At 63.1% G+C, this 18899-nt stretch carries 20 protein-coding genes; all 20 read left to right on the top strand.

Annotated features, from left to right (window positions below):
- Nucleotides 1-25: 25 nt before the first annotated feature.
- The 20 genes from paaK (at nucleotide 26) to cas2 (ending at nucleotide 18754) form a co-directional block, all read left to right on the top strand.
- Nucleotides 26-1348, top strand: a complete 1323-nt coding sequence (gene paaK, locus H607_RS0109220; RefSeq protein WP_028875198.1) for a phenylacetate--CoA ligase PaaK — start codon at nucleotides 26-28, stop codon at nucleotides 1346-1348.
- Between the two features lie 69 nt (nucleotides 1349-1417).
- Nucleotides 1418-2122, top strand: a complete 705-nt coding sequence (locus H607_RS12445) for a TetR/AcrR family transcriptional regulator (RefSeq protein ID WP_083962008.1) — start codon at nucleotides 1418-1420, stop codon at nucleotides 2120-2122.
- Nucleotides 2119-3336: a 3-oxoadipyl-CoA thiolase gene (pcaF, locus tag H607_RS0109210; RefSeq protein WP_028875197.1), complete on the top strand. Its 1218-nt coding sequence runs from the start codon at nucleotides 2119-2121 to the stop codon at nucleotides 3334-3336. Before H607_RS12445 ends, pcaF begins: the two co-directional genes overlap by 4 nt.
- A 103-nt stretch (nucleotides 3337-3439) precedes the next feature.
- A complete protein-coding gene (locus H607_RS0109205) occupies nucleotides 3440-4180 on the top strand; it encodes an ABC transporter substrate-binding protein (RefSeq protein ID WP_051240799.1) in 741 nt (246 codons plus the stop codon).
- Between the two features lie 33 nt (nucleotides 4181-4213).
- Nucleotides 4214-5365 carry an ABC transporter substrate-binding protein gene (locus H607_RS0109200; protein ID WP_028875195.1) on the top strand — a complete coding sequence of 384 codons (1152 nt, stop codon included), beginning with the start codon at nucleotides 4214-4216 and terminating at the stop codon, nucleotides 5363-5365.
- 92 nt (nucleotides 5366-5457) lie between these two features.
- Nucleotides 5458-6498, top strand: a complete 1041-nt coding sequence (locus H607_RS0109195) for a branched-chain amino acid ABC transporter permease (RefSeq protein WP_028875194.1) — start codon at nucleotides 5458-5460, stop codon at nucleotides 6496-6498.
- Nucleotides 6495-8333: a branched-chain amino acid ABC transporter ATP-binding protein/permease gene (locus H607_RS12440; protein WP_051240798.1), complete on the top strand. Its 1839-nt coding sequence runs from the start codon at nucleotides 6495-6497 to the stop codon at nucleotides 8331-8333. Before H607_RS0109195 ends, H607_RS12440 begins: the two co-directional genes overlap by 4 nt.
- Nucleotides 8330-9085 (top strand): ABC transporter ATP-binding protein, encoded by a 756-nt coding sequence (locus H607_RS0109185; protein WP_028875193.1) that lies wholly within the window; start codon nucleotides 8330-8332, stop codon nucleotides 9083-9085. Before H607_RS12440 ends, H607_RS0109185 begins: the two co-directional genes overlap by 4 nt.
- A gap of 75 nt (nucleotides 9086-9160) precedes the next feature.
- Complete coding sequence (locus H607_RS0109180; RefSeq protein WP_028875192.1) at nucleotides 9161-9511, top strand: ElaB/YgaM/YqjD family protein; 351 nt, start codon at nucleotides 9161-9163, stop codon at nucleotides 9509-9511.
- A complete protein-coding gene (locus H607_RS0109175) occupies nucleotides 9511-9906 on the top strand; it encodes a phage holin family protein (protein ID WP_028875191.1) in 396 nt (131 codons plus the stop codon). Before H607_RS0109180 ends, H607_RS0109175 begins: the two co-directional genes overlap by 1 nt.
- Complete coding sequence (locus H607_RS0109170; RefSeq protein WP_028875190.1) at nucleotides 9906-10226, top strand: hypothetical protein; 321 nt, start codon at nucleotides 9906-9908, stop codon at nucleotides 10224-10226. Before H607_RS0109175 ends, H607_RS0109170 begins: the two co-directional genes overlap by 1 nt.
- Before the next feature lie 42 nt (nucleotides 10227-10268).
- The gene (locus H607_RS0109165) at nucleotides 10269-10523 is read left to right on the top strand and encodes an accessory factor UbiK family protein (RefSeq protein ID WP_028875189.1); all 255 of its coding nucleotides are present in this window, start codon (nucleotides 10269-10271) and stop codon (nucleotides 10521-10523) included.
- Nucleotides 10524-10614: 91 nt separating this feature from the next.
- Nucleotides 10615-10887: a hypothetical protein gene (locus H607_RS0109160; protein ID WP_028875188.1), complete on the top strand. Its 273-nt coding sequence runs from the start codon at nucleotides 10615-10617 to the stop codon at nucleotides 10885-10887.
- Between the two features lie 188 nt (nucleotides 10888-11075).
- On the top strand, nucleotides 11076-13325 hold the full coding sequence (locus H607_RS0109155) for a CRISPR-associated endonuclease Cas3'' (RefSeq protein WP_028875187.1): 2250 nt from the start codon (nucleotides 11076-11078) through the stop codon (nucleotides 13323-13325).
- Between the two features lie 17 nt (nucleotides 13326-13342).
- Nucleotides 13343-14068: a type I-C CRISPR-associated protein Cas5c gene (cas5c, locus tag H607_RS0109150; protein ID WP_211218532.1), complete on the top strand. Its 726-nt coding sequence runs from the start codon at nucleotides 13343-13345 to the stop codon at nucleotides 14066-14068.
- Nucleotides 14065-15843, top strand: coding sequence for a type I-C CRISPR-associated protein Cas8c/Csd1 (gene cas8c, locus H607_RS0109145; RefSeq protein ID WP_028875185.1), 1779 nt, complete (start codon nucleotides 14065-14067; stop codon nucleotides 15841-15843). Before cas5c ends, cas8c begins: the two co-directional genes overlap by 4 nt.
- Nucleotides 15840-16772: a type I-C CRISPR-associated protein Cas7/Csd2 gene (gene cas7c / locus H607_RS0109140; RefSeq protein WP_028875184.1), complete on the top strand. Its 933-nt coding sequence runs from the start codon at nucleotides 15840-15842 to the stop codon at nucleotides 16770-16772. The genes cas8c and cas7c overlap by 4 nt, the downstream gene beginning before the upstream one ends.
- Nucleotides 16773-16790: 18 nt before the next feature.
- Nucleotides 16791-17417, top strand: coding sequence for a CRISPR-associated protein Cas4 (cas4, locus tag H607_RS0109135; protein WP_028875183.1), 627 nt, complete (start codon nucleotides 16791-16793; stop codon nucleotides 17415-17417).
- Nucleotides 17418-17420: 3 nt separating this feature from the next.
- On the top strand, nucleotides 17421-18455 hold the full coding sequence (gene cas1c / locus H607_RS0109130) for a type I-C CRISPR-associated endonuclease Cas1c (protein WP_028875182.1): 1035 nt from the start codon (nucleotides 17421-17423) through the stop codon (nucleotides 18453-18455).
- Between the two features lie 8 nt (nucleotides 18456-18463).
- Nucleotides 18464-18754: a CRISPR-associated endonuclease Cas2 gene (gene cas2, locus H607_RS0109125; RefSeq protein WP_028875181.1), complete on the top strand. Its 291-nt coding sequence runs from the start codon at nucleotides 18464-18466 to the stop codon at nucleotides 18752-18754.
- Nucleotides 18755-18899: the final 145 nt, after the last annotated feature.

Here is an 18899-nt window from a genome sequence, read left to right as displayed (position 1 = left end):
GGAAGAGGGAAAGGAGGAGACGACCATGCCCGTGAAGAAACCCGCCCCCGGCGATCTGGAGCCGATCGAAACCGCCAGCCTCGACGAGCTGCGCGCGCTCCAACTCGAACGGCTCAAGTGGAGCGTACGCCACGCCTACGAGAACGTACCGCACTACCGCAAGCGCTTCGACGAACATGGGGTGCATCCCGATGATCTGAAGTCACTGGAAGATCTGGCAAAATTCCCCTTCACCACGAAATACGACCTGCGCGATAACTATCCTTATGGCATGTTTGCCGTGCCGCGCGAGAAAATCGTGCGCATCCACGCCTCCAGCGGCACCACGGGCAAGCCCACGGTAGTGGGCTACACCAAGAAGGACATCGACACCTGGGCCGACGTCGTGGCCCGCTCGATCCGCGCCGCCGGCGGCCGCCCCGGTGACATCGTCCACGTGGCCTACGGCTACGGGCTTTTCACCGGCGGGCTGGGAGCGCATTACGGTGCTGAGCGCCTCGGCTGCACCGTCATTCCCATGTCCGGCGGGCAGACGGAAAAACAGATCCAGATGATCATGGATCTCAAGCCCGACATCATCATGGTTACGCCCTCGTACATGATGACGGTATTCGACGAGATGGAGCGCCTGGGCATCGACCCGCGCACCTGCTCGCTGAAAGTGGGCATCTTCGGCGCTGAACCCTGGACCGATGCGATGCGCCGTGCGATGGAGGAACGCGGCGGGCTCGACGCCGTGGACATCTACGGGCTCTCGGAAGTGATGGGACCGGGCGTGGCCTGCGAATGCGTCGAAACCAAGGATGGGCCGACCATCTGGGAAGACCATTTCTATCCCGAGATCATCGACCCGGTCACCGGCGAGGTGCAGCCCGACGGCGCCGAGGGCGAGCTCGTGTTCACGACGCTCACCAAAGAGGGCCTGCCGGTCATCCGTTATCGTACGCGCGACCTCACGCGCCTGCTGCCGCCCACGGCGCGCGCCATGCGCCGTATGGCCAAGATCACCGGCCGTACCGACGACATGCTCATCATCCGCGGGGTCAACGTCTTCCCCACCCAGATCGAAGAATTGATCCTGCGCATCCCCAAGCTCGCGCCGCACTACGTGCTCGAGGTGGACAAGGAGGGCTATCTCGACAAGCTCACCGTCAAGGTCGAGATCAACCCCGAGGAAGGCGTCGGGCGCCATCCCGAGCAGAAACAGGCGCTCGCCAAGGAACTCGCGCACCTCATCAAGACCTTCATCGGCGTGTCGGCCAACGTGATCGTCGGCGAGCCCTATACCATCGAACGGGTGACGGTGGGTAAGGCGCGGCGCGTGATCGACCGGCGTCCGAAAGACTGAGTGCGGCACGGATCGGGGCCGCCGCGGTTATGCTATGGCCTCGATCCATGACGATGCAAGGGGGCGGAAATGGCCCGCAGACGCGGTGAATCCTTCGAGCAGCAGCGCAACGAGATCCTGGAAAAGGCGGCGATGCTTTTTGCCGAAGCGGGTTTTCACGCCGCATCCATGGCCTCGCTCGCCCAAGCTTGCGGCGTGTCGAAGGCGCTCCTTTACCATTATTACCAGGACAAAGAGCACATTTTGTTCGATGTGGCTCTGTCCTACGTCGAGCGCCTGGTGGCCATCGTCGAGGAGGAACTCGGTCGCGAACCGCCCCTCGGCCCCGCGGGAGCCGGCGTGGTGCTCGATCGCCTCATCGCCCGCTTCCTCGAAGAATACCGGCATTCGCAGTACCGGCACATCGTGCTGGTGCAGGACGTCAAGCACCTGCCCGAGCCGTTGCGCGAACCGGTGCTGGAGAAGCAGCGCCAGGTGGTACGGGCCTTTGCGGGCGTGATCGCGGCGCTGGAGCCGGAGCTCGCCGCCACGGCGCTGCTCAAGCCGGTGACCATGGTGCTCTTCGGTATGATCAACTGGACCTTCACCTGGCTGAGGCCCGACGGTCCCCTGAGTTACCGCGACATGGCACCGATCGTGACGACGATGTTCATGGCCGGCGTGCATGCGCTCGTCAAACGCGAAGACCTGCTGCAGCGTTTCGCCATTGAATCGAAACCAGTACGAGACCCGGACGAGGCCGTCGTGCCGACCCTACAAGGAGAAAAAGGATGAAGAATCGCGCGGTCTATCTCTGTGATGGCATCCGCACCCCCATCGGCCGTTATGGCGGCGCCCTCGCCCAAGTCCGCCCGGACGATCTCGCCGCGCACGTGATCGTCACGCTCATGGCACGCCAGCCGCAGGTCGATTGGGAGGCGGTCGACGACGTCTACTTCGGCTGCGCCAACCAGGCCGGAGAGGACAATCGCAACGTCGCCCGCATGGCAGCGTTGCTCGCCGGCCTGCCGCAGACGATTCCCGGCTCGACCATCAACCGGCTGTGCGGCTCGGGCATGGACGCGATCGGCACCGCCGCCCGGGCGATCGCCTGTGGCGAGGCCGATTTGATGATCGCCGGCGGAGTCGAGAGCATGACGCGCGCGCCCTTCGTCCTGGGCAAGGCCGAGAGCGCCTTCTCACGCAGCGCCAAGATCGAAGATACCACCATCGGTTGGCGCTTCGTCAACCCGAAGATGCAGGCGCGCTATGGCATCGACTCCATGCCCGAGACCGCCGAGAACGTGGCCGAACGCTTCGGCATCGCCCGCGCCGACCAGGACGCCTTTGCCCTGCGCAGCCAGCGCCGCTACGCCGAGGCCGCCGCGCGCGGCTTCTTCGACGGCGAGATCGTGCCGGTGGAAGTGCCCGCGGGCAGGAAGGGCGAGAAAGTGCCGGTGGTGCGCGACGAGCATCCCCGGCCCGAGACCACGCTGGAGGCGCTTGCCAAGCTCAAGGGCGTGGTCAAACCCGAGGGCACCGTCACCGCCGGCAATGCCTCGGGCGTGAACGACGGCGCCGTCGCCGTGCTCGTGGCTGGCGAAGAGGCAGTGGCGCGCTACGGGCTGCGGCCGATGGCACGCATTCTTTCCATGGCCACCGTGGGGGTGGAACCCCGCATCATGGGCATCGGTCCGGCGCCGGCCACGCGCAAGGTACTCGATCGCGCGGGACTGAGCCTGGCGCGCATCGACGCGATCGAACTCAACGAAGCCTTCGCCGCCCAGGCGCTGGCGGTATTGCGCCAGTTGGGGCTGCCCGATGATGCCGAACACGTCAATCCCAACGGCGGCGCGATCGCCCTGGGCCATCCGCTGGGCGCTTCCGGGGCCCGCCTGGTGCTCACGCTCGCGCGCGAGCTCGAACGCCGCGACGGCCGCTATGGTCTGGCGACGATGTGCATCGGCGTCGGCCAAGGCATCGCCATGGTGATCGAACGAATGCGATAAAATTTATACATTGTCAAATCGATTAGATTTGTGATAATTTCTTCTTCGCCTCATCCCGCCGCGGCGGGAGAAGCATACGACCCATAAAAAGGAGGAGACGGAGATGAAGAAGAAAAGCCTCGTCATGGGCCTCGTCCTGGTGCTTGGGTGCGCCCTGGCGCAGGCCCAGGTGAAAGTAGGGGTGACGGTGTCGGCCACCGGCCCGGCCGCCTCGCTCGGCATGCCGGAAAAGAACACGGTGGACCTCCTGCCGCGCGAGATCGCCGGTCAGAAAATCGAGTACCTCGTGCTCGACGACGCCTCCGACACCACCAGTGCGGTGAACAATACCCGCAAGTTCATCACCGAAAACCAGGTCGATCTGGTGATGGGTTCCACCATCTCGCCCAATGCTCTGGCGATGATCGACGTGGTGGCCGAGGCCAAGGTGCCGATGATCGCCTTTGCCGCCAGCGAAAAGATCGTCTCGCCGGTCGATGACAAGCGCCGCTGGGTGTTACTGGTGGCGGCGCAACTGCCGGACGATCATCCGGCCAAAGCCTCGGCGCTCGAATACGTCCAGGCATACGAGGCCAAGTTCGGCAAAGGCTCGGTCTCCACCTTCGGGGCGCACGTCTGGGACGCCGGCAAGCTGCTCGCCGCGGCACTACCCGAGGCGCTCACCAAGGCCAAGCCCGGCACGCCCGAATTCCGCGCCGCGCTGCGCGACGCATTGGAGCACTTGAAGGAAGTCCATGCGGCCATGGGGGTCTTCACCATGAGTCCGACCGATCATCTCGGGCTCGACCGGCGGGCGCGGGTCATCGTGCGGATCGACCAGGGAACGTGGAGATATGTCCCTTGAGGGATTCAACGTAGAAAAGGAGGAGGGAGAAACATGGAGACGAAAAAACGCATCATCCTGGGTTTGGCACTGGCCTTGGGTTGGACGATGGCGGCGCAGGCTCAGGTGAAAGTGGGGGTCACGGTCTCGGCCACGGGGCCGGCCGCCTCGCTCGGCATCCCGGAGAAGAACACCGTGGAGATGCTGCCGAAAGAAATGGCGGGGCAGAAGATCGAGTACCTCGTGCTCGACGACGCCTCCGACACCACCACCGCTGTGAACAACACCCGCAAGTTCATTACCGAAGACAAGGTCGACCTGGTGATGGGTTCGTCGATCACCCCGAACGCCCTGGCGATGATCGACGTGGTGGCCGAGGCCAAGGTACCGATGATCTCCTTCGCCGCCGGGGACAAAGTGATCTCTCCCGTCGACGAGAAGCGGCATTGGGTGTTCAAGACGCCGCAGAGCGATCGCATGATGACCGAGGCCATCGTCGAACACATGGTGGCCAACGGCGTGAAGACCGTCGGCTTCATCGGCTACTCCGACGCCTACGGCGAGAGCTGGTACCAAAGCTTCAGCGAGGCCGCCGCGGCCAAGGGGTTGAAATTGGTGGTCAACGAGCGCTACAACCGCACCGACACCTCGGTGACGGGCCAGGTGCTCAAGATCGTCGGCGCCAAACCGGACGCAGTGCTCATCGCCGGCTCGGGCACGCCGGCGGCCCTGCCGCAGAAGACGCTCAAGGAGCGCGGCTATCCCGGCAAGATCTACCAGACCCACGGTGTGGTGAACCCCGACTTCCTGCGCGTGTGCGGGCGCGACTGTGAAGGAACGTTCCTGCCGTCCAGCCCCGTAGTCGTGGCCCCACAGCTGCCCGACAGTCACCCGGCCAAAGCCGCCGGCGTGGAGTACTTCCAGCTCTACGAGTCCAAATACGGCAAGGGTTCGGTGACGCAGTTCGGCTCCTACGTCTGGGATGCCGGCAAGCTGTTCGCCGCGGCGCTGCCCGAGGCGCTCACCAAGGCCAAGCCCGGTACGCCCGAATTCCGCGCCGCCCTGCGCGACGCGATCGAGCACCTCAAAGAGGTTCCGGCCGCCAATGGCGTCTACACCATGAGCCCGACCGATCACCTCGGACTCGACCACCGTGCCCGCGTGATGCTGCGCATCGAAAGCGGGCAATGGAAGTACATCCCCTGAGGCAGCGGCCAGGCTGAGTCGCCGCTCGACCCGAGGATAGAAAACCCATCGACCCGCCGCCCTCGAGGCGGCGGGCAGCGAGGATCGTGTCCATGGATTCTTCGATCGCGTTGATCCTGACGCAAGACGGCATCGTCAACGGGGCGGTCTATGTACTGCTCGCGCTTGCCCTGGTGCTGGTCTTCACCGTCACGCGCATCATCTTCATCCCCCAGGGCGAGTTCGTCGCCTTTTCGGCGCTCACGCTGGCCATGCTCGAGAACGGGCGCTTTCCCGGTACCGTCTGGCTGGTGCTTGCCGGAGGGTTGGCCGTGTGTGCCATGGAGGCGGGCGCGCTCGTGGCGCGCCACGACTGGCGCTACCGCGCGCGGGTGCTCGGCTGGAATCTCGTCTATCCGTTCGCCCTGTGGGCGCTCGCATCGCTCGTCGACTGGCGCGGTGCCGGACAGCTGGCGCGCATCGCCTTCACCCTGGCCCTGGTGGTGCCCCTTGGGCCGATGATGTTCCGCGTCTTCTTCCAGCCGATCGCCTCCGCGCCGGTGCTGGTGCTGCTCATCGTGGCGGTGGCGGTGCACGTCGCCCTCGTTGGCCTGGGCTTGTGGATGTTCGGCGCCGAGGGCTATCGTACCCTGCCGTTGTGGGACGAGAATTTCCTCGTCGGCCCCTTGCGCATTCCGGGGCAGGCGATCTGGGTGGTGGGGGCATCGCTCGCCCTCATCGTGCTGCTGGCGCAGTTCTTCAGCCGCACGATCTACGGCAAGGCGCTGCGCGCCACCGCCGTCAATCGCAACGGGGCGCGCCTCATGGGCATCTCGCCCAACCTCGCCGGCCGGCTCACGCTCATGCTCGCTGCGGCGATCGGCGCGATCTCCGGCATCCTCGTCAGCCCCATCACCACCATCTACTACGACACGGGATTCCTCATCGGGCTCAAGGGGTTCGTCGCCGCCATCATCGGCGGGCTCGCGGCCTATCCCGCCGCGGCAGCCGGGGCGCTGCTCGTCGGGCTGCTCGAATCGTTCAGCTCCTTCTGGGCGAGCGCCTACAAGGAAGTGATCGTCTTCACGCTCATCATCCCCGTGCTCTTCTGGCGGTCGCTGCGCACCCACCACGTCGAGGAGGAGGAAGAATGACGAAAGCGCTTTCCCCCGCCCAATCGTCCGCCGGCCGGCGCGGCATTCCCCGCCGCGGTGCCCTCGCGGCCTTCATCGTCCTGGTCGTGCTCGCGCCCCTCGTGCTGCGCCCCTTCCAGGTGAGCCTGCTCGACTACATCGCCCTGTATGCCCTCGTGGCGCTGGGCCTGGTGCTGCTCACCGGCATCGGCGGACTCACCAGTTTCGGACAGGCGGCTTTCGTCGGCCTGGGCGCCTACGCCACCGCCGTGGTCACCACGTTTCACGAGTTGCCGGGCTGGCTTGCGTGGGCGCAGGGTTCCCCCTGGGGCGGCCTCGTCGTCGGGCTCGTGCTCACCCTGGCGGCGGCACTCGTCATCGGCTCGATCACCCTGCGCCTGTCCGGACACTATCTGCCTCTGGGCACGATCGCTTGGGGCATCAGCCTCTTCTTTCTCTTCGGCAACCTCGAATGGCTCGGCGGGCACACCGGCATGGGCGGCCTGCCGCCGATCGCGATCTTCGGATTCGAGTTGATCGACCCGACGCACTTCTATTACCTCGCTTGGGCCGTGCTGCTCGCCGCGATCTGGATGATCAGCAATCTTCTCGACTCGCGCGAAGGGCGGGCGATCCGCGCCCTGCGTGGCGGCCTGGTGATGGCCGAGGCGATGGGGGTGGACACCTCGCGCCAGAAGATGGTGATCTTCGTCGTGGCCGCGGTGCTCGCCTGCGTGGCCGGCTGGATGTACGCGCACCTGCAGCGTTTCGTCAACCCTTCTCCCTTCGGCATCAACATCGGCATCGAATACCTCTTCATGGCGGTGATCGGCGGTTCGGGCTACGTCTGGGGCGCGATCGTCGGGGCGCTCGTCATCACGCTCGCCAAGCAATGGCTGCAGGACTGGCTGCCGCAACTGCTCGGGCAGAGCGGTAATTTCGAAACGATCGTCTTCGGGCTCCTCATGGTGCTGGTGCTGCATCGCGCCCGCCAGGGATTGTGGCCCATCCTCGTGCGCCGGGCACCGGTGGCGGCCGAGCCGCCGCGGCTCGATCCGACCCTGGAGCCGCTGCCGCAGCGCCCCAAACCGCAGCGCGGCACGGTGATCCTGGAGGCACGTGAAGTCACCAAACGCTTCGGCGGCCTGGTGGCGAACGACAAGATGAGCCTCACCGTCAAGGCCGGGGAAATCCTCGCCCTCATCGGCCCCAACGGAGCAGGCAAGAGCACCATGTTCAACCAGCTCTCCGGCGTGGATACGCCCACCGAGGGCAAGATCTTCTTCCTCGGCGAGGACGTCACGGGCAAATCGTCGCGCGAGATCGCGCGCATGGGCATGAGCCGCACCTTCCAGCACGTCCGGCTGCTGTCTGGCCGCTCCGTGCTCGAGAACGTCGCCCTCGGGGCGCACCTGCGCGGCCGTGCCGGCGTGTTCTCCGCCATGCTGCATCTGGAGCGCAAGGAGGAAGCGCGGCTGCTCGCCGAAGCGGCTCGCCAGATCGAACGGGTGGGGCTGTGGGAGCACCGTTTCACCGAGGCCGGGGCGCTCGCGCTCGGCCAGCAGCGCATCGTCGAGATCGCCCGCGCCCTGTGCGCCGATCCTTGTCTGCTGCTGCTCGACGAACCCGCTGCCGGCCTGCGCCACAAGGAAAAGCAGGCGCTCGCCGAGCTGCTTGACCGGCTGCGCGCCGAAGGCATGGGCATTTTGCTGGTGGAGCATGACATGGACTTCGTCATGGGGCTGGCCGATCGCGTCGTCGTGATGGAATTCGGCCAGAAGATCGCCGAAGGGCTACCGGAGGAAGTGCAGCAGGATCCGGCCGTGCTCGAAGCCTATCTGGGAGGAGTGCAATGAGCGCCGACACCAAGCCGCTGCTCGAAGTGTGCGGGCTGTGCGTTTCCTACGGCAAGGTCGAGGCGCTGCACCAGGCCGGCATCCGGGTGGGAGCAGGGCAGATCGTCACCGTCATCGGTCCCAACGGAGCCGGCAAGACGACCCTGCTCTCCGCCATCATGGGGCTGCTGCCCTCGCGTGGCGAGATCGTCTTCGACGGCGAGCCGCAGCCACACCCCGACGTCGAATATCTCGTGACCCGCGGCATGGCGCTGGTACCGGAGAAACGCGAGCTCTTCGGCGAGATGAGCGTCGAGGACAATCTCGTGCTCGGCGCCTTCCAGCGCTACCGGCGCGGCGAGCGGGACTATCGCGACACGCTGCGGGAAGTGTACGCCCTCTTTCCCCGCCTCGAGGAGCGGCGCACCCAGGCCGCCGGCACCCTCTCGGGCGGCGAGCGGCAGATGCTCGCCGTGGGACGCGCCCTGATGGGCAAGCCGCGGTTGCTCATGCTCGACGAGCCCTCCCTCGGGCTGGCGCCGCTCATCGTGCGCGAGATTTTCCGCATCATCGCCTCCCTGCGCGAGCGCGGCGTCTCCATCCTCCTGGTGGAGCAGAACGCCCGTGCCGCGCTGCAGGTGGCCGACTACGGCTACGTGCTCGAGATGGGCGAGGTCACCATGCAGGGACCCGCCCACGAGCTCGCCACCGACGCGCGCGTGATCGAAGCCTATCTCGGCTTGGGTCGACACCAGGAACGGCTCGCACCTTGAAATCGCACGTTTTTTGCCTTCGTGGGTCCTATCACCTAGAATGAGCATAGTTCGATTTTTTCACGGAGGTTTACCATGAACGAGCAAAACGTACCCTCGCAAGCCACGCCCACACCGCAAGCCAGTGCCGACAAACTGAAAGAGGACCTGCGCAACCTGGCGCAAACCCTGGATGAGCTGCTGCTTGCCACGGCCAATGAAACGAGCAGCGAGATCCGTGAGTTGCGTGAGCGTGCCCGCGCCCGGTTGGCAGAAACCCGGGCACGGCTCGCAGAGCGCGGCACCGAGCTCTACCAGCAGGCGAGCACCACGCTGCGCACCACCGCGCAGCAGACCGAAGGCTACGTGCGCGAGCACCCTTGGACCAGCATCGGCCTGGGAGCCGCCGTCGGCATGCTGATCGGTTTGCTGATGGGCCGCCGCTGATGGAACGCCCCGCCGGCCCGATGGAGCGCGTCTTCGGCGCCTCCAAGCGGCTGCTCGAACATCTGCTCGAAGGCGGCGAGCTGCGCCTGCGGCTGGCGGTGCTCGAACTGGAAGAAGAGCGCGCACGGCTCTTCGATCTGCTCCTGCTCGCCGGTTTGAGTCTGGCCTTGGGTGCCTTGGGGCTGGCCTTCGTCGGCGTGCTCGTCATCGTCGCGTGCTGGGAGACCCATCGGCTCACCGCCATTGCGGGGGTGGCCGTCGCCTTTCTTGGGGCGGCTGCGTTCGCCGCCTGGCGTTTGCGCCGCCTGGCGCGGCAGCGTACCTTGCTGCGCGCCACGCTCTCGCAGCTTGCCACCGACCGGCAGCTGCTCGCCGAACCCAGGGAGGGGGCCTGATGCGCCGCGAGGAACTCGCCGCCCGCAAGGCCGAGCTGGAGGCGCGTATCGCCGCGCACCGCCAACGCACGGCTCAGGCTGCCGCCGAATGGCGCGAGTCTGTGCGCCCCGTCGACGACGCCTGGCGTACCCTCGTGCGCTGGAAAGTACCGCTTGCGCTCGCCGGCGGCGCGATTTTGTGGCGCCTGGGGCGCCGTGGCACGGCCCAGGCCGCACTCAAATGGTGGGGGCGGGGTCTGGGTGTGGTCGAAGGGGTGCGCTTGGCGCACAAATTGCTTGCCGGCAAGAGCGGCGGTTGGCGTGATCGGGGAACCGCGTGATACACTGCGGCGCGATTCCCTGCCACTTCCAAGGATGACATCATGAATCCTCCCCCGATGTTCGACGAACTCGCGCAAAAACTCAAGCACCTCGCCGAGACGAGTCCGCTCAAGGATTTCGAGAAGAATGCCAAGGCATTGCTCGCTTCCATGTTCGATCGCATGGATCTCGTCACGCGCGACGAATTCGAAGCGCAGCGCGAGCTGGTCATCAAGCTGCGCCAAGAGCTCGCCGAGCTCGAACGCCGCGTCGGCTTGCTCGAAGCCCAGCTCGCCGGCGGCGTAGACGAAGACTGAATTCCGGAAACGTCTTGAAAATTCCTCCTCGGCACAGTACTGGTATCGTACGTCCCGACACCATGTGGTGTTTCCCGAAGAGGCAAGAGCGATGAGCAAGAAATTTCTGATCACCGGTGCCCTGGCCGCCGTGCTGGCGGTGCCCGGTTTCGTGTTCGCCCAAGCAACGGAGTCTTCCACCGAAACTCCCGCCTCCGCGACGACCCCGACCAAGCATCAGCGGGCGCACAAGCCGGCCGGCCAGACGGGCGCCAAGAGCACGACGCACCAGAAAGGCTCGGCCGCGCACGGCAAACGTGCCCCGGCTGCTCACAAGGGGACGTCGACGACCCCGAGCACAGGAGAAACCCCGGCTGCCGAGTGAAAGGGCACGTCGTTCAATAAAAAAGCCGGCCTTTCGGGGCCGGTTTTTTTATTGCCAAATTTTTTCGCCAAGATCTTGACATGTCAGCCTGATTCCATGACGATGTTGGCATGCTTTTGCTTTCCCTTTGCATGCCGATTGAGCTACCATTGGATGGCCGTCCGGTATGACTTCCAGGGAGGGAAAGCATGCCATACTACATCGCCCACGTCGCCCGCGATGAGAAACGAGAAGCATGGCGTGAGCCGCACGATCTCGCAGCGCATCTGCGCGAAACAGCAAAACTCGCAGAGCAGTTTGCCGAACGCTATGGCGCCGGATGGGCGAGGCTTGCCGGTCAGTGGCACGATCTGGGCAAATACCGTCTCCGCTTCCAGCGCTACATCCGCCACAAGAGCGGCTACGAGCCGGATGCCAGTATCAAAGGCGAACTGGGCCGGGCGCCACACTCTACCGCAGGGGCATTACTCGCCTGTGATCGGTTCGGCTTGCCGGGTCGGGTGCTCGCCTATCTCATCGCCGGACATCACGCTGGGCTCGACGACTGGTACGGCGGCTTGTGCGAGCGTCTCGCCGATCCGGCAAGCCGCGCTGAACTCATGGAAACGCTCGCCGAACCGATTCCACCAGAGATCACCGAATCGGGAGACTTCAAACCCGACCTGAAAGAAGTCCCAGGAAAAATCGCTGGTTTTCCGCTGTGGGTGCGGTTGCTCTTCTCTGCTTTGGTCGACGCAGATTTTCTCGACACCGAGCGCTATATGTCGCCCGACACATTCGCGGCGCGCAACTGTTGGCCGAGTCTGTCTGAACTGGCACCGCGGTTCGACGCATTCATGGCGCGCAAGTCACGCGAGGTGGCACCGACGTCGGTCAATGCCGTACGCGCCGAAGTGCTGCAACAATGCCGCGATGCCGCGCAGCAGCCTCCGGGCATCTTTTCGCTTACGGTGCCCACCGGCGGCGGCAAGACGCTCTCCAGCATGGCGTTTGCGCTCGGGCACGCCCTGCGCCATGGCAAGCGGCGCATCGTCTATGCCATCCCCTACACGAGCATCATCGAGCAGACGGCCAGGGTCTATCGTGACGTCTTTGGCGAAGACGCGATCGTGGAGCATCACAGCAACGTGGCGGACTTACCGGAGCGCGAAACGTCTGCATCGCGGCTTGCCAGCGAGAACTGGGACGCGCCCATCATCGTTACCACCAATGTCCAACTCTTCGAATCGCTCTTCGCCGACCGTCCATCGCGCTGCCGCAAGCTGCACAATCTCGTCGATAGCATCATCGTGCTCGACGAGGCGCATCTGCTGTCGCCGCAGTTCCTGCAGCCTATCCTTGATGTCATGAATCTGCTCGTCGAGCACTATGGCGTGACCTTCGTGCTCTCGACTGCTACGCAGCCCGTGCTCGCCAGCCGCCAAGCGTTCGATCCGCGCAAGAACGTGCGTGGGCTCGATGGCGTGCGTGAAATCGTCTCCGACCCCGACGGGCTCTATGAACGGCTCGACCGGGTGCAGGTGCATCTGCCCGCCGATTGGAACGCACGGCGCGATTGGAGCGAACTTGCGCAGGAACTCGCGCGCCATTCCTCGGTGCTCGCCATCGTCAATACCCGTGCGCATGCCCGCGCTTTATGGCAGGCAATGCCCGAAGGAACGCTGCACCTCTCGGCGCTCATGTGCCCGGCGCATCGCTCCGTGGTGATTGGACAGATCAAGAAGCGTCTTGGCGAGGGCATCCCCACCCGCGTGGTCAGTACCCAGCTGGTGGAGGCTGGCGTTGACCTTGATTTCCCCGTTGTCTATCGGGCGATCGCAGGGCTCGATTCCATCGCCCAAGCCGCCGGACGCTGCAACCGCGAGGGGAAACTCGTGAAAGGAGAGGTCATCGTGTTTGTCCCGCCCCAATCCGCCCCGCCCGGCCTCTTGAGGAAAGGAGAAGACGCTTGCCGCAAGGTTTTATACGGCATCGAGGGAAACCGAAACCCGCTTGAGCGATCCTTATTTGCCGCCTATTTCACGCAGTTCTACTCCGACTGCGATCTCGATGAGAAAGGGATTGGACGGATGCTGGCCACCGGTAGAGAGCTGGATGTACGGTTTCGCTCTGCGGCCGAGGCTTTCCGTCTCATCGACGACGAGGAGACTTCCTCCGTCGTGGTGCGCTACCGTGGTGAGGACGGCACCGACTGTCGCATCGATGAGCTGCTTGCCCTTCTCGAGCTCGACGGCCCTCAGCGCTGGCTGCTTCGCAAGCTTCAGCCCTACATGGTCATGCTCTATCGTAAGGATGTCGATCGCCTGCTCGGCAAGGGCGATCTGCGTGAGGTTGCGCCGGGCGTGTTCGTTCAGGAAAGCGACTGGCTCTACCATCCGATATTGGGGTTCGATCTTCAGGATGGCATGGATACCAACCCCGCCATGACCATCGTTTGATTCCAGCGAGGATCATCATGCCGATAAAATTTTGCGTCGAACTCTCCGGCCCTCTGGCTTGTTTCACGCGACCCGAGATGAAAGTCGAGCGCGTGAGCTACGAGGTTATCACGCCATCGGCCGCGCGTGCCTGTTTCGAGGCGATCCTGTGGAAACCGCGTATCCGCTGGCACATTCGCCGCATCGAAGTACTCGAACCGATCCGCTGGACGAACATCAGACGCAACGAGATTGCAAATGTCGTTGCATTGGGTACCGTCGAAGAGGCGATGAACTCCGGCATGGGGATGCTCGCCCAGTACGTCGACGAGGAACGCCAGCAGCGGGCGGCCCTTCTGTTGCGCGATGTCGCCTACCGCATTCATGCCGAGATGGAATTCCTACCGCATCGCCACGCATATCGTCGGCTTGGGGACGCTCGAGACATCGCCTTGACGTCGCAGGATGACGAGACGCCGCAGAAATATGCCGAAATGTTCATACGCCGCGCCCGAAAGGGGCAGTGCGTCAACCAACCTTATCTTGGGACGCGTGAATTCGCCGCCGCTTTTCGGCTCGTAGAGGATCCAGACGATGAGCGGACACGCCGCCCTCCCATCGACGAGACGCGCGAACTCGGTTACATACTATACGATCTGGATTACAGCGATCCATTCGATCCGCAGGCGATGTTTTTCAAGGCGCGGCTCGTTCGAGGTGTCGTCGAGGTGCCTGCATGGGATGCCCCTGAGGTGAAAAGATGATTCTCCAAGCGCTCGACGCCTATTACCGCCGCAAACAGGCCGATCCCGATCCGGCCAAACGACTGCCGCCTTATGGGTTCGAAGAAAAGGAAATCCCCTTCATCCTGGAGCTCGCTCGTGACGGCACCCTGGTGCAGATCAGCGATACCCGCAGCGGTAGCGGCAAAAAGAAGACGGCCACCCGTTTCCTCGTTCCCCAGGCAGTGAAGAAGACTTCCGGCGTAGCCGCCAATCTGCTGTGGGATACCGCCGAATACGTACTCGGCATCGATACCCGTGACGATCCCGAGCGTGTCGCGCGACAGCACGAGGCGTTCCGCGCCCGTATCGAGGCGCTGCCCGAGGAAGTAAAAAACGATCCCGGAGTTGCCGCGGTGCGCGCTTTTCTCGCTCGACTCGATCCCGATCAGCTCGAGGAACGCCTCGCCGCGTTTCCTGCTTGGGAAGAAATCAAGCGCATCAATCCGTATCTTAGCTTCCGTCTTCAAGAGGACGTCGAGCTCGTATGCCAGCGTGCGGCCGTCACTGCCGTGGCCGACGGTGTCGGTGAGGAAGAGACGAAAGAGGGAATCTGTCTGGTGCGAGGCGAATCCGCCGCTTTGGCCCGACTGCATCCCCCCATCAAGGGGGTATGGGGTGCTCAAACGAGCGGTGCGAACATCGTCTCGTTCAATCTGGGTGCATTCAATTCCTGGGGCAAGAGCCAAGGGGCCAATGCGCCTGTCGGCAAACCTGCGGCCTTTGCCTACACGACGGCATTGAACCATCTTCTGGCTGGAGAATCGCGGCAGCGTGTCCAGGTGGGGGACACCGCGATCGTCTTCTGGGCCGAGGAGCCGCACGAGCTCGAAGAATGCCTCACCGATCTCTTCGGTGAGCCGGTTCGCGATGATCCCGACCGGCAAACCGAGGCGGTGCGTACCATCTATGAGGCGATCCAGCGGGGGCGTTTTGCCGTGGGCGAGGACGATACGCGCTTCTATGTACTCGGCCTCGCACCTAATGCAGCTCGCATTGCGATCCGGTTTTTCGAATCGGGTACGGCCATGGAGCTCGCACAGCGTGTCCGCCAGCATTTCGAGGACATCGGGATCGTCCACAAGCCAGGTGAGCCCGAGTACCTCTCCCTTTTTCGACTCCTTGCCTCGTTGGCCGTGCAACACAAAGCGGACAACATTCCACCGCGGCTGGGAGGAGAACTGGTCCGTGCGATCTTCGAGGGGTTGCCCTATCCCTATGGGCTCCTCGTGCTCGCCGTCAACCGCTGCCGCGCCGAGCGCGAAGTGAACTATCCCCGTGCGGCGCTGCTGCGTGCGTTCCTCAACCGGCGCGACCGCAGGTCTACCTTTCCCGTCAAGGAGATTCCACCGATGCTCGATCCAGACAATCCCAATGTCGGCTACCGCTTGGGGCGGCTCTTTGCCGTGCTCGAACGAATTCAAGAAGAGGCTAGCCCCGGGCTCAATACCACCATCCGCGAGCGCTACTATGGTGCTGCGAGCAGCACTCCGGCTGCGGTATTTTCCACCTTGCTGCGATTATCCACTCATCATCTAGCCAAGCTCTCCGAGGGCAAGGCTCGTTGGTACGAACGGGTCATTGGGGAGATCATGGACGGATTCGATCCGTCGGGCTTTCCGCCCAGGATTCTTCCGCTTGCCGACCAAGCCCGCTTTGCATTGGGATACTACCAGCAGCGTCAAGCTTTCTTTACCAAGACCGCCAAAGAGTCTTTTGAATCTACGACGGCCCTCGCCGAGGAGCAACGCCCATGAGCCTGCAACACCGCTACGACTTCGTCTGGATTTTCGATGTCAAGGACGGCAACCCCAACGGGGACCCCGATGCCGGCAACCTGCCTCGCATCGATGCCGAAACCGGTCATGGTTTGGTTACCGATGTCGCGCTCAAACGCAAGATTCGCAATTTCGTGGCCATGACCCACGATCAAACCGAAAACGCGCCTCAACCTGGCGAGAAGCGCTATGAAATCTATGTGCGTGAGAAAGCCATCCTCAATCTGCAAAACAAGCGTGCCTATGCCGCGCTCGGTATAGAGCTCCAAGAGGATGCCGCCGAAAACGAGGAGGGCAAGAAAGGCAAGAAGAAACGCAAGGGCGGAGGCGACGCCGTCGAGCGAGCCAGGCGATGGATGTGCCAGAATTTCTTCGATGTGCGCACGTTCGGGGCAGTGATGTCCACCGGCGTAAACTGCGGCCAGGTGCGCGGACCAGTGCAGTTGACGTTCGCCCGCTCGGTCGAGCCTATCGTCGCGCAGGAACATTCCATCACGCGTATGGCGGTTGCCACAGAAGAAGAGGCGGCAAAGCAGCAGGGAGACAACCGCACCATGGGGCGCAAGCATACCGTGCCGTATGGACTCTACGTCGCGCATGGTTTCGTCTCGGCGTTTCTGGCTGACCAGACCGGTTTCGATGAAGATGACCTCCAGTTGCTGTATCAGGCGATTTGCCAGTCCTTCGAACATGACCGCTCGGCTGCCCGAGGCGAGATGGCCACGCGCGCCCTCATCGTCTTCGAGCACGAATCCAAACTCGGCAACGCGCCAGCGTACGCACTCTTCGAACGCATCCAAATCCGGCGTAAGCCGGGTGTGGAAGTGCCGCGCGCATTCGAAGATTATGACATAAAAATAAATGGAGAGGACCTCCCTCCAGGCGTGCGTCTTCTGCGCCTTTGCTAAGGTGCGCGGCGCCTCATCATGTCGGATGACGACGAGCCCTTGGCACTCTCCGCCCTGCAGCACTGGGTCTATTGTCCACGGCAGTGCGCCCTGATTCACCTCGAACAGCGCTTCGAGGAAAACATCCATACTGCCCGCGGACGGGCAGCGCATGCGCTCGTCGACCTTCCCGGAGGAGTGTCGCGTCAGGGAGTGCGCAGCGAACGGGCCTTGCCGCTATGGTCGGAGCAGTTGGGGCTCACCGGCAAGGCCGACCTCGTCGAGTTTCACCCCGACGGCCGAGTTTTCCCCGTCGAATTCAAATACGGCAGGAAACGTGGCCGCCTCGCCGACGAAGTCCAGCTCGCCGCACAGGCGATGTGCCTGGAGGAAATGCTCCACGTTTCCGTGCCAAGGGGGGCCATCTATCATGTGAGCAGCCACCGCCGGCGCGAAGTGCCGATCGACGAGACGTTGCGCCGCCGGGTCGAGGAAACCGTCGCCGCCGTGCGACAAATGCTTGCCAGCCGCACTTTGCCTCTGCCGCCGTTCGATGCCCGCTGCAAAGAATGTTCCTTGCGCGAGCTCTGCCAGCCGGAACTGGGTGCCGATCGGAGTCTTCTTCACAGAACACGGTCGGTTTTGTTCCAGCCCGAAGAGGAATGAGCGATGTACCGCCTGCAGAATACCCTTTACGTCATGACGCAACCGTCTTATCTGCGCCTCGACAACGGTACGGTGCGCGTGGAGGTGGAGCAGGAGAAACGGCTGCAAGTCCCGCTGCACCATCTCGGTGCCATTGTCTGCTTCGGCAACGTGATGGTATCGCCAGCATTGATGCATGCTTTGGCCGAGGCCGGAAAAAGCCTCGTGTTACTCGACGAACACGGCCGGTTCAAGGCTCGCCTCGAAGGGGGTGTTTCGGGCAACGTGCTATTGCGCTTGGCTCAATTTTCGGCCGCCACTTCGCCAGAGAAGACCCTCGAACTCGCCCGTTCGTGTGTTGCTGGCAAACTGCGCAATGGCCGAACCGTGATTCTGCGCGCTGCGCGTGAAAGCGATTCCGGGGCAGAACGGCTGGAATTGCAACGCCAGGCCGATGCTTTGGCGGCATCGCTTCGTGCCGCGGCCGTGGCGCACGATCTAGATGAACTGCGCGGTATCGAAGGAGAGGCTGCACGCGTTTATTTCGCTGCTTTGAACCTTGCCGTCAAGCCGGCCCAGCGAGAACGGTTTCGCCTCGACGGCCGAAGTCGCCGTCCGCCGCGGGATCGATTCAATGCACTGCTTTCTTTTCTCTATGTACTCTCGATGAACGACTGTCGCTCGGCTCTGGAAACCGTCGGGCTCGATCCACAAATCGGCTTTCTGCATGCCTTGCGCCCCGGGCGTGCAGCACTCGCACTTGATCTCCAAGAGGAGTTTCGCTCCCCTTTATGCGATCGTCTGGCACTGACCCTGATCAATCGTGGCCAGCTGAGCAGCGGCGATTTCATCGAACGGGACGGGGGGTCCATCTTCCTTACGGACAAGGCTCGGCGTACCGTCGTGCTGGCTTGGCAGGAGCGCAAACAGGAAGAAATCACCCACCCTTTGTTGGAACAGAAAATGCCGCTCGGACTCGTTCCGCTTGTCCAAGCGCGGTTGCTTGCCCGGGCGGTACGTGGTGAAGACGAATTCTATCTGCCTTGGATGGCCCGTTGAGGATCATCATGCTCGTTATCGTCGCCTATGATGTTTCAACTGAAACTTCCGCGGGCCGTCGTCGCTTGCGCCGTGTCGCCAAAGTGTGTGAGCGTGTCGGACAGCGCGTGCAAAAATCGCTTTTTGAATGCCGCGTCGATGAAGTGATGTTTGAAGCGCTAGAGCGGCAGCTGATCTCTGAGATCGACCCGAGCGAGGATAATTTACGCTTTTATCGAATTATTGAACCAACCAATGTTCATGTGAGGGAGTATGGTTTCTTCCGTGCCACCAATTTCGATGGCCCGTTGCTGATCTGATGCGCGAACCTGAATCAGCCGGCAAAATCGGCGAGATTCGCGCAAGAGATGAATCGGCTTTGTCGCCGTAAACGTTCTTTTACAATATGAAAATTAAATAAATATTTTTAGTTCGCGTATTGTTTAGGGAAATTGTAATTTCGTC

Source organism: Tepidiphilus margaritifer DSM 15129, from assembly GCF_000425565.1.
In the GTDB taxonomy this organism is placed as follows: Bacteria; Pseudomonadota; Gammaproteobacteria; order Burkholderiales; family Rhodocyclaceae; genus Tepidiphilus; species Tepidiphilus margaritifer.
The sequence above is the reverse complement of the archived record's forward strand: the minus strand, read 5'-3'. Positions and strand labels throughout refer to the sequence as shown.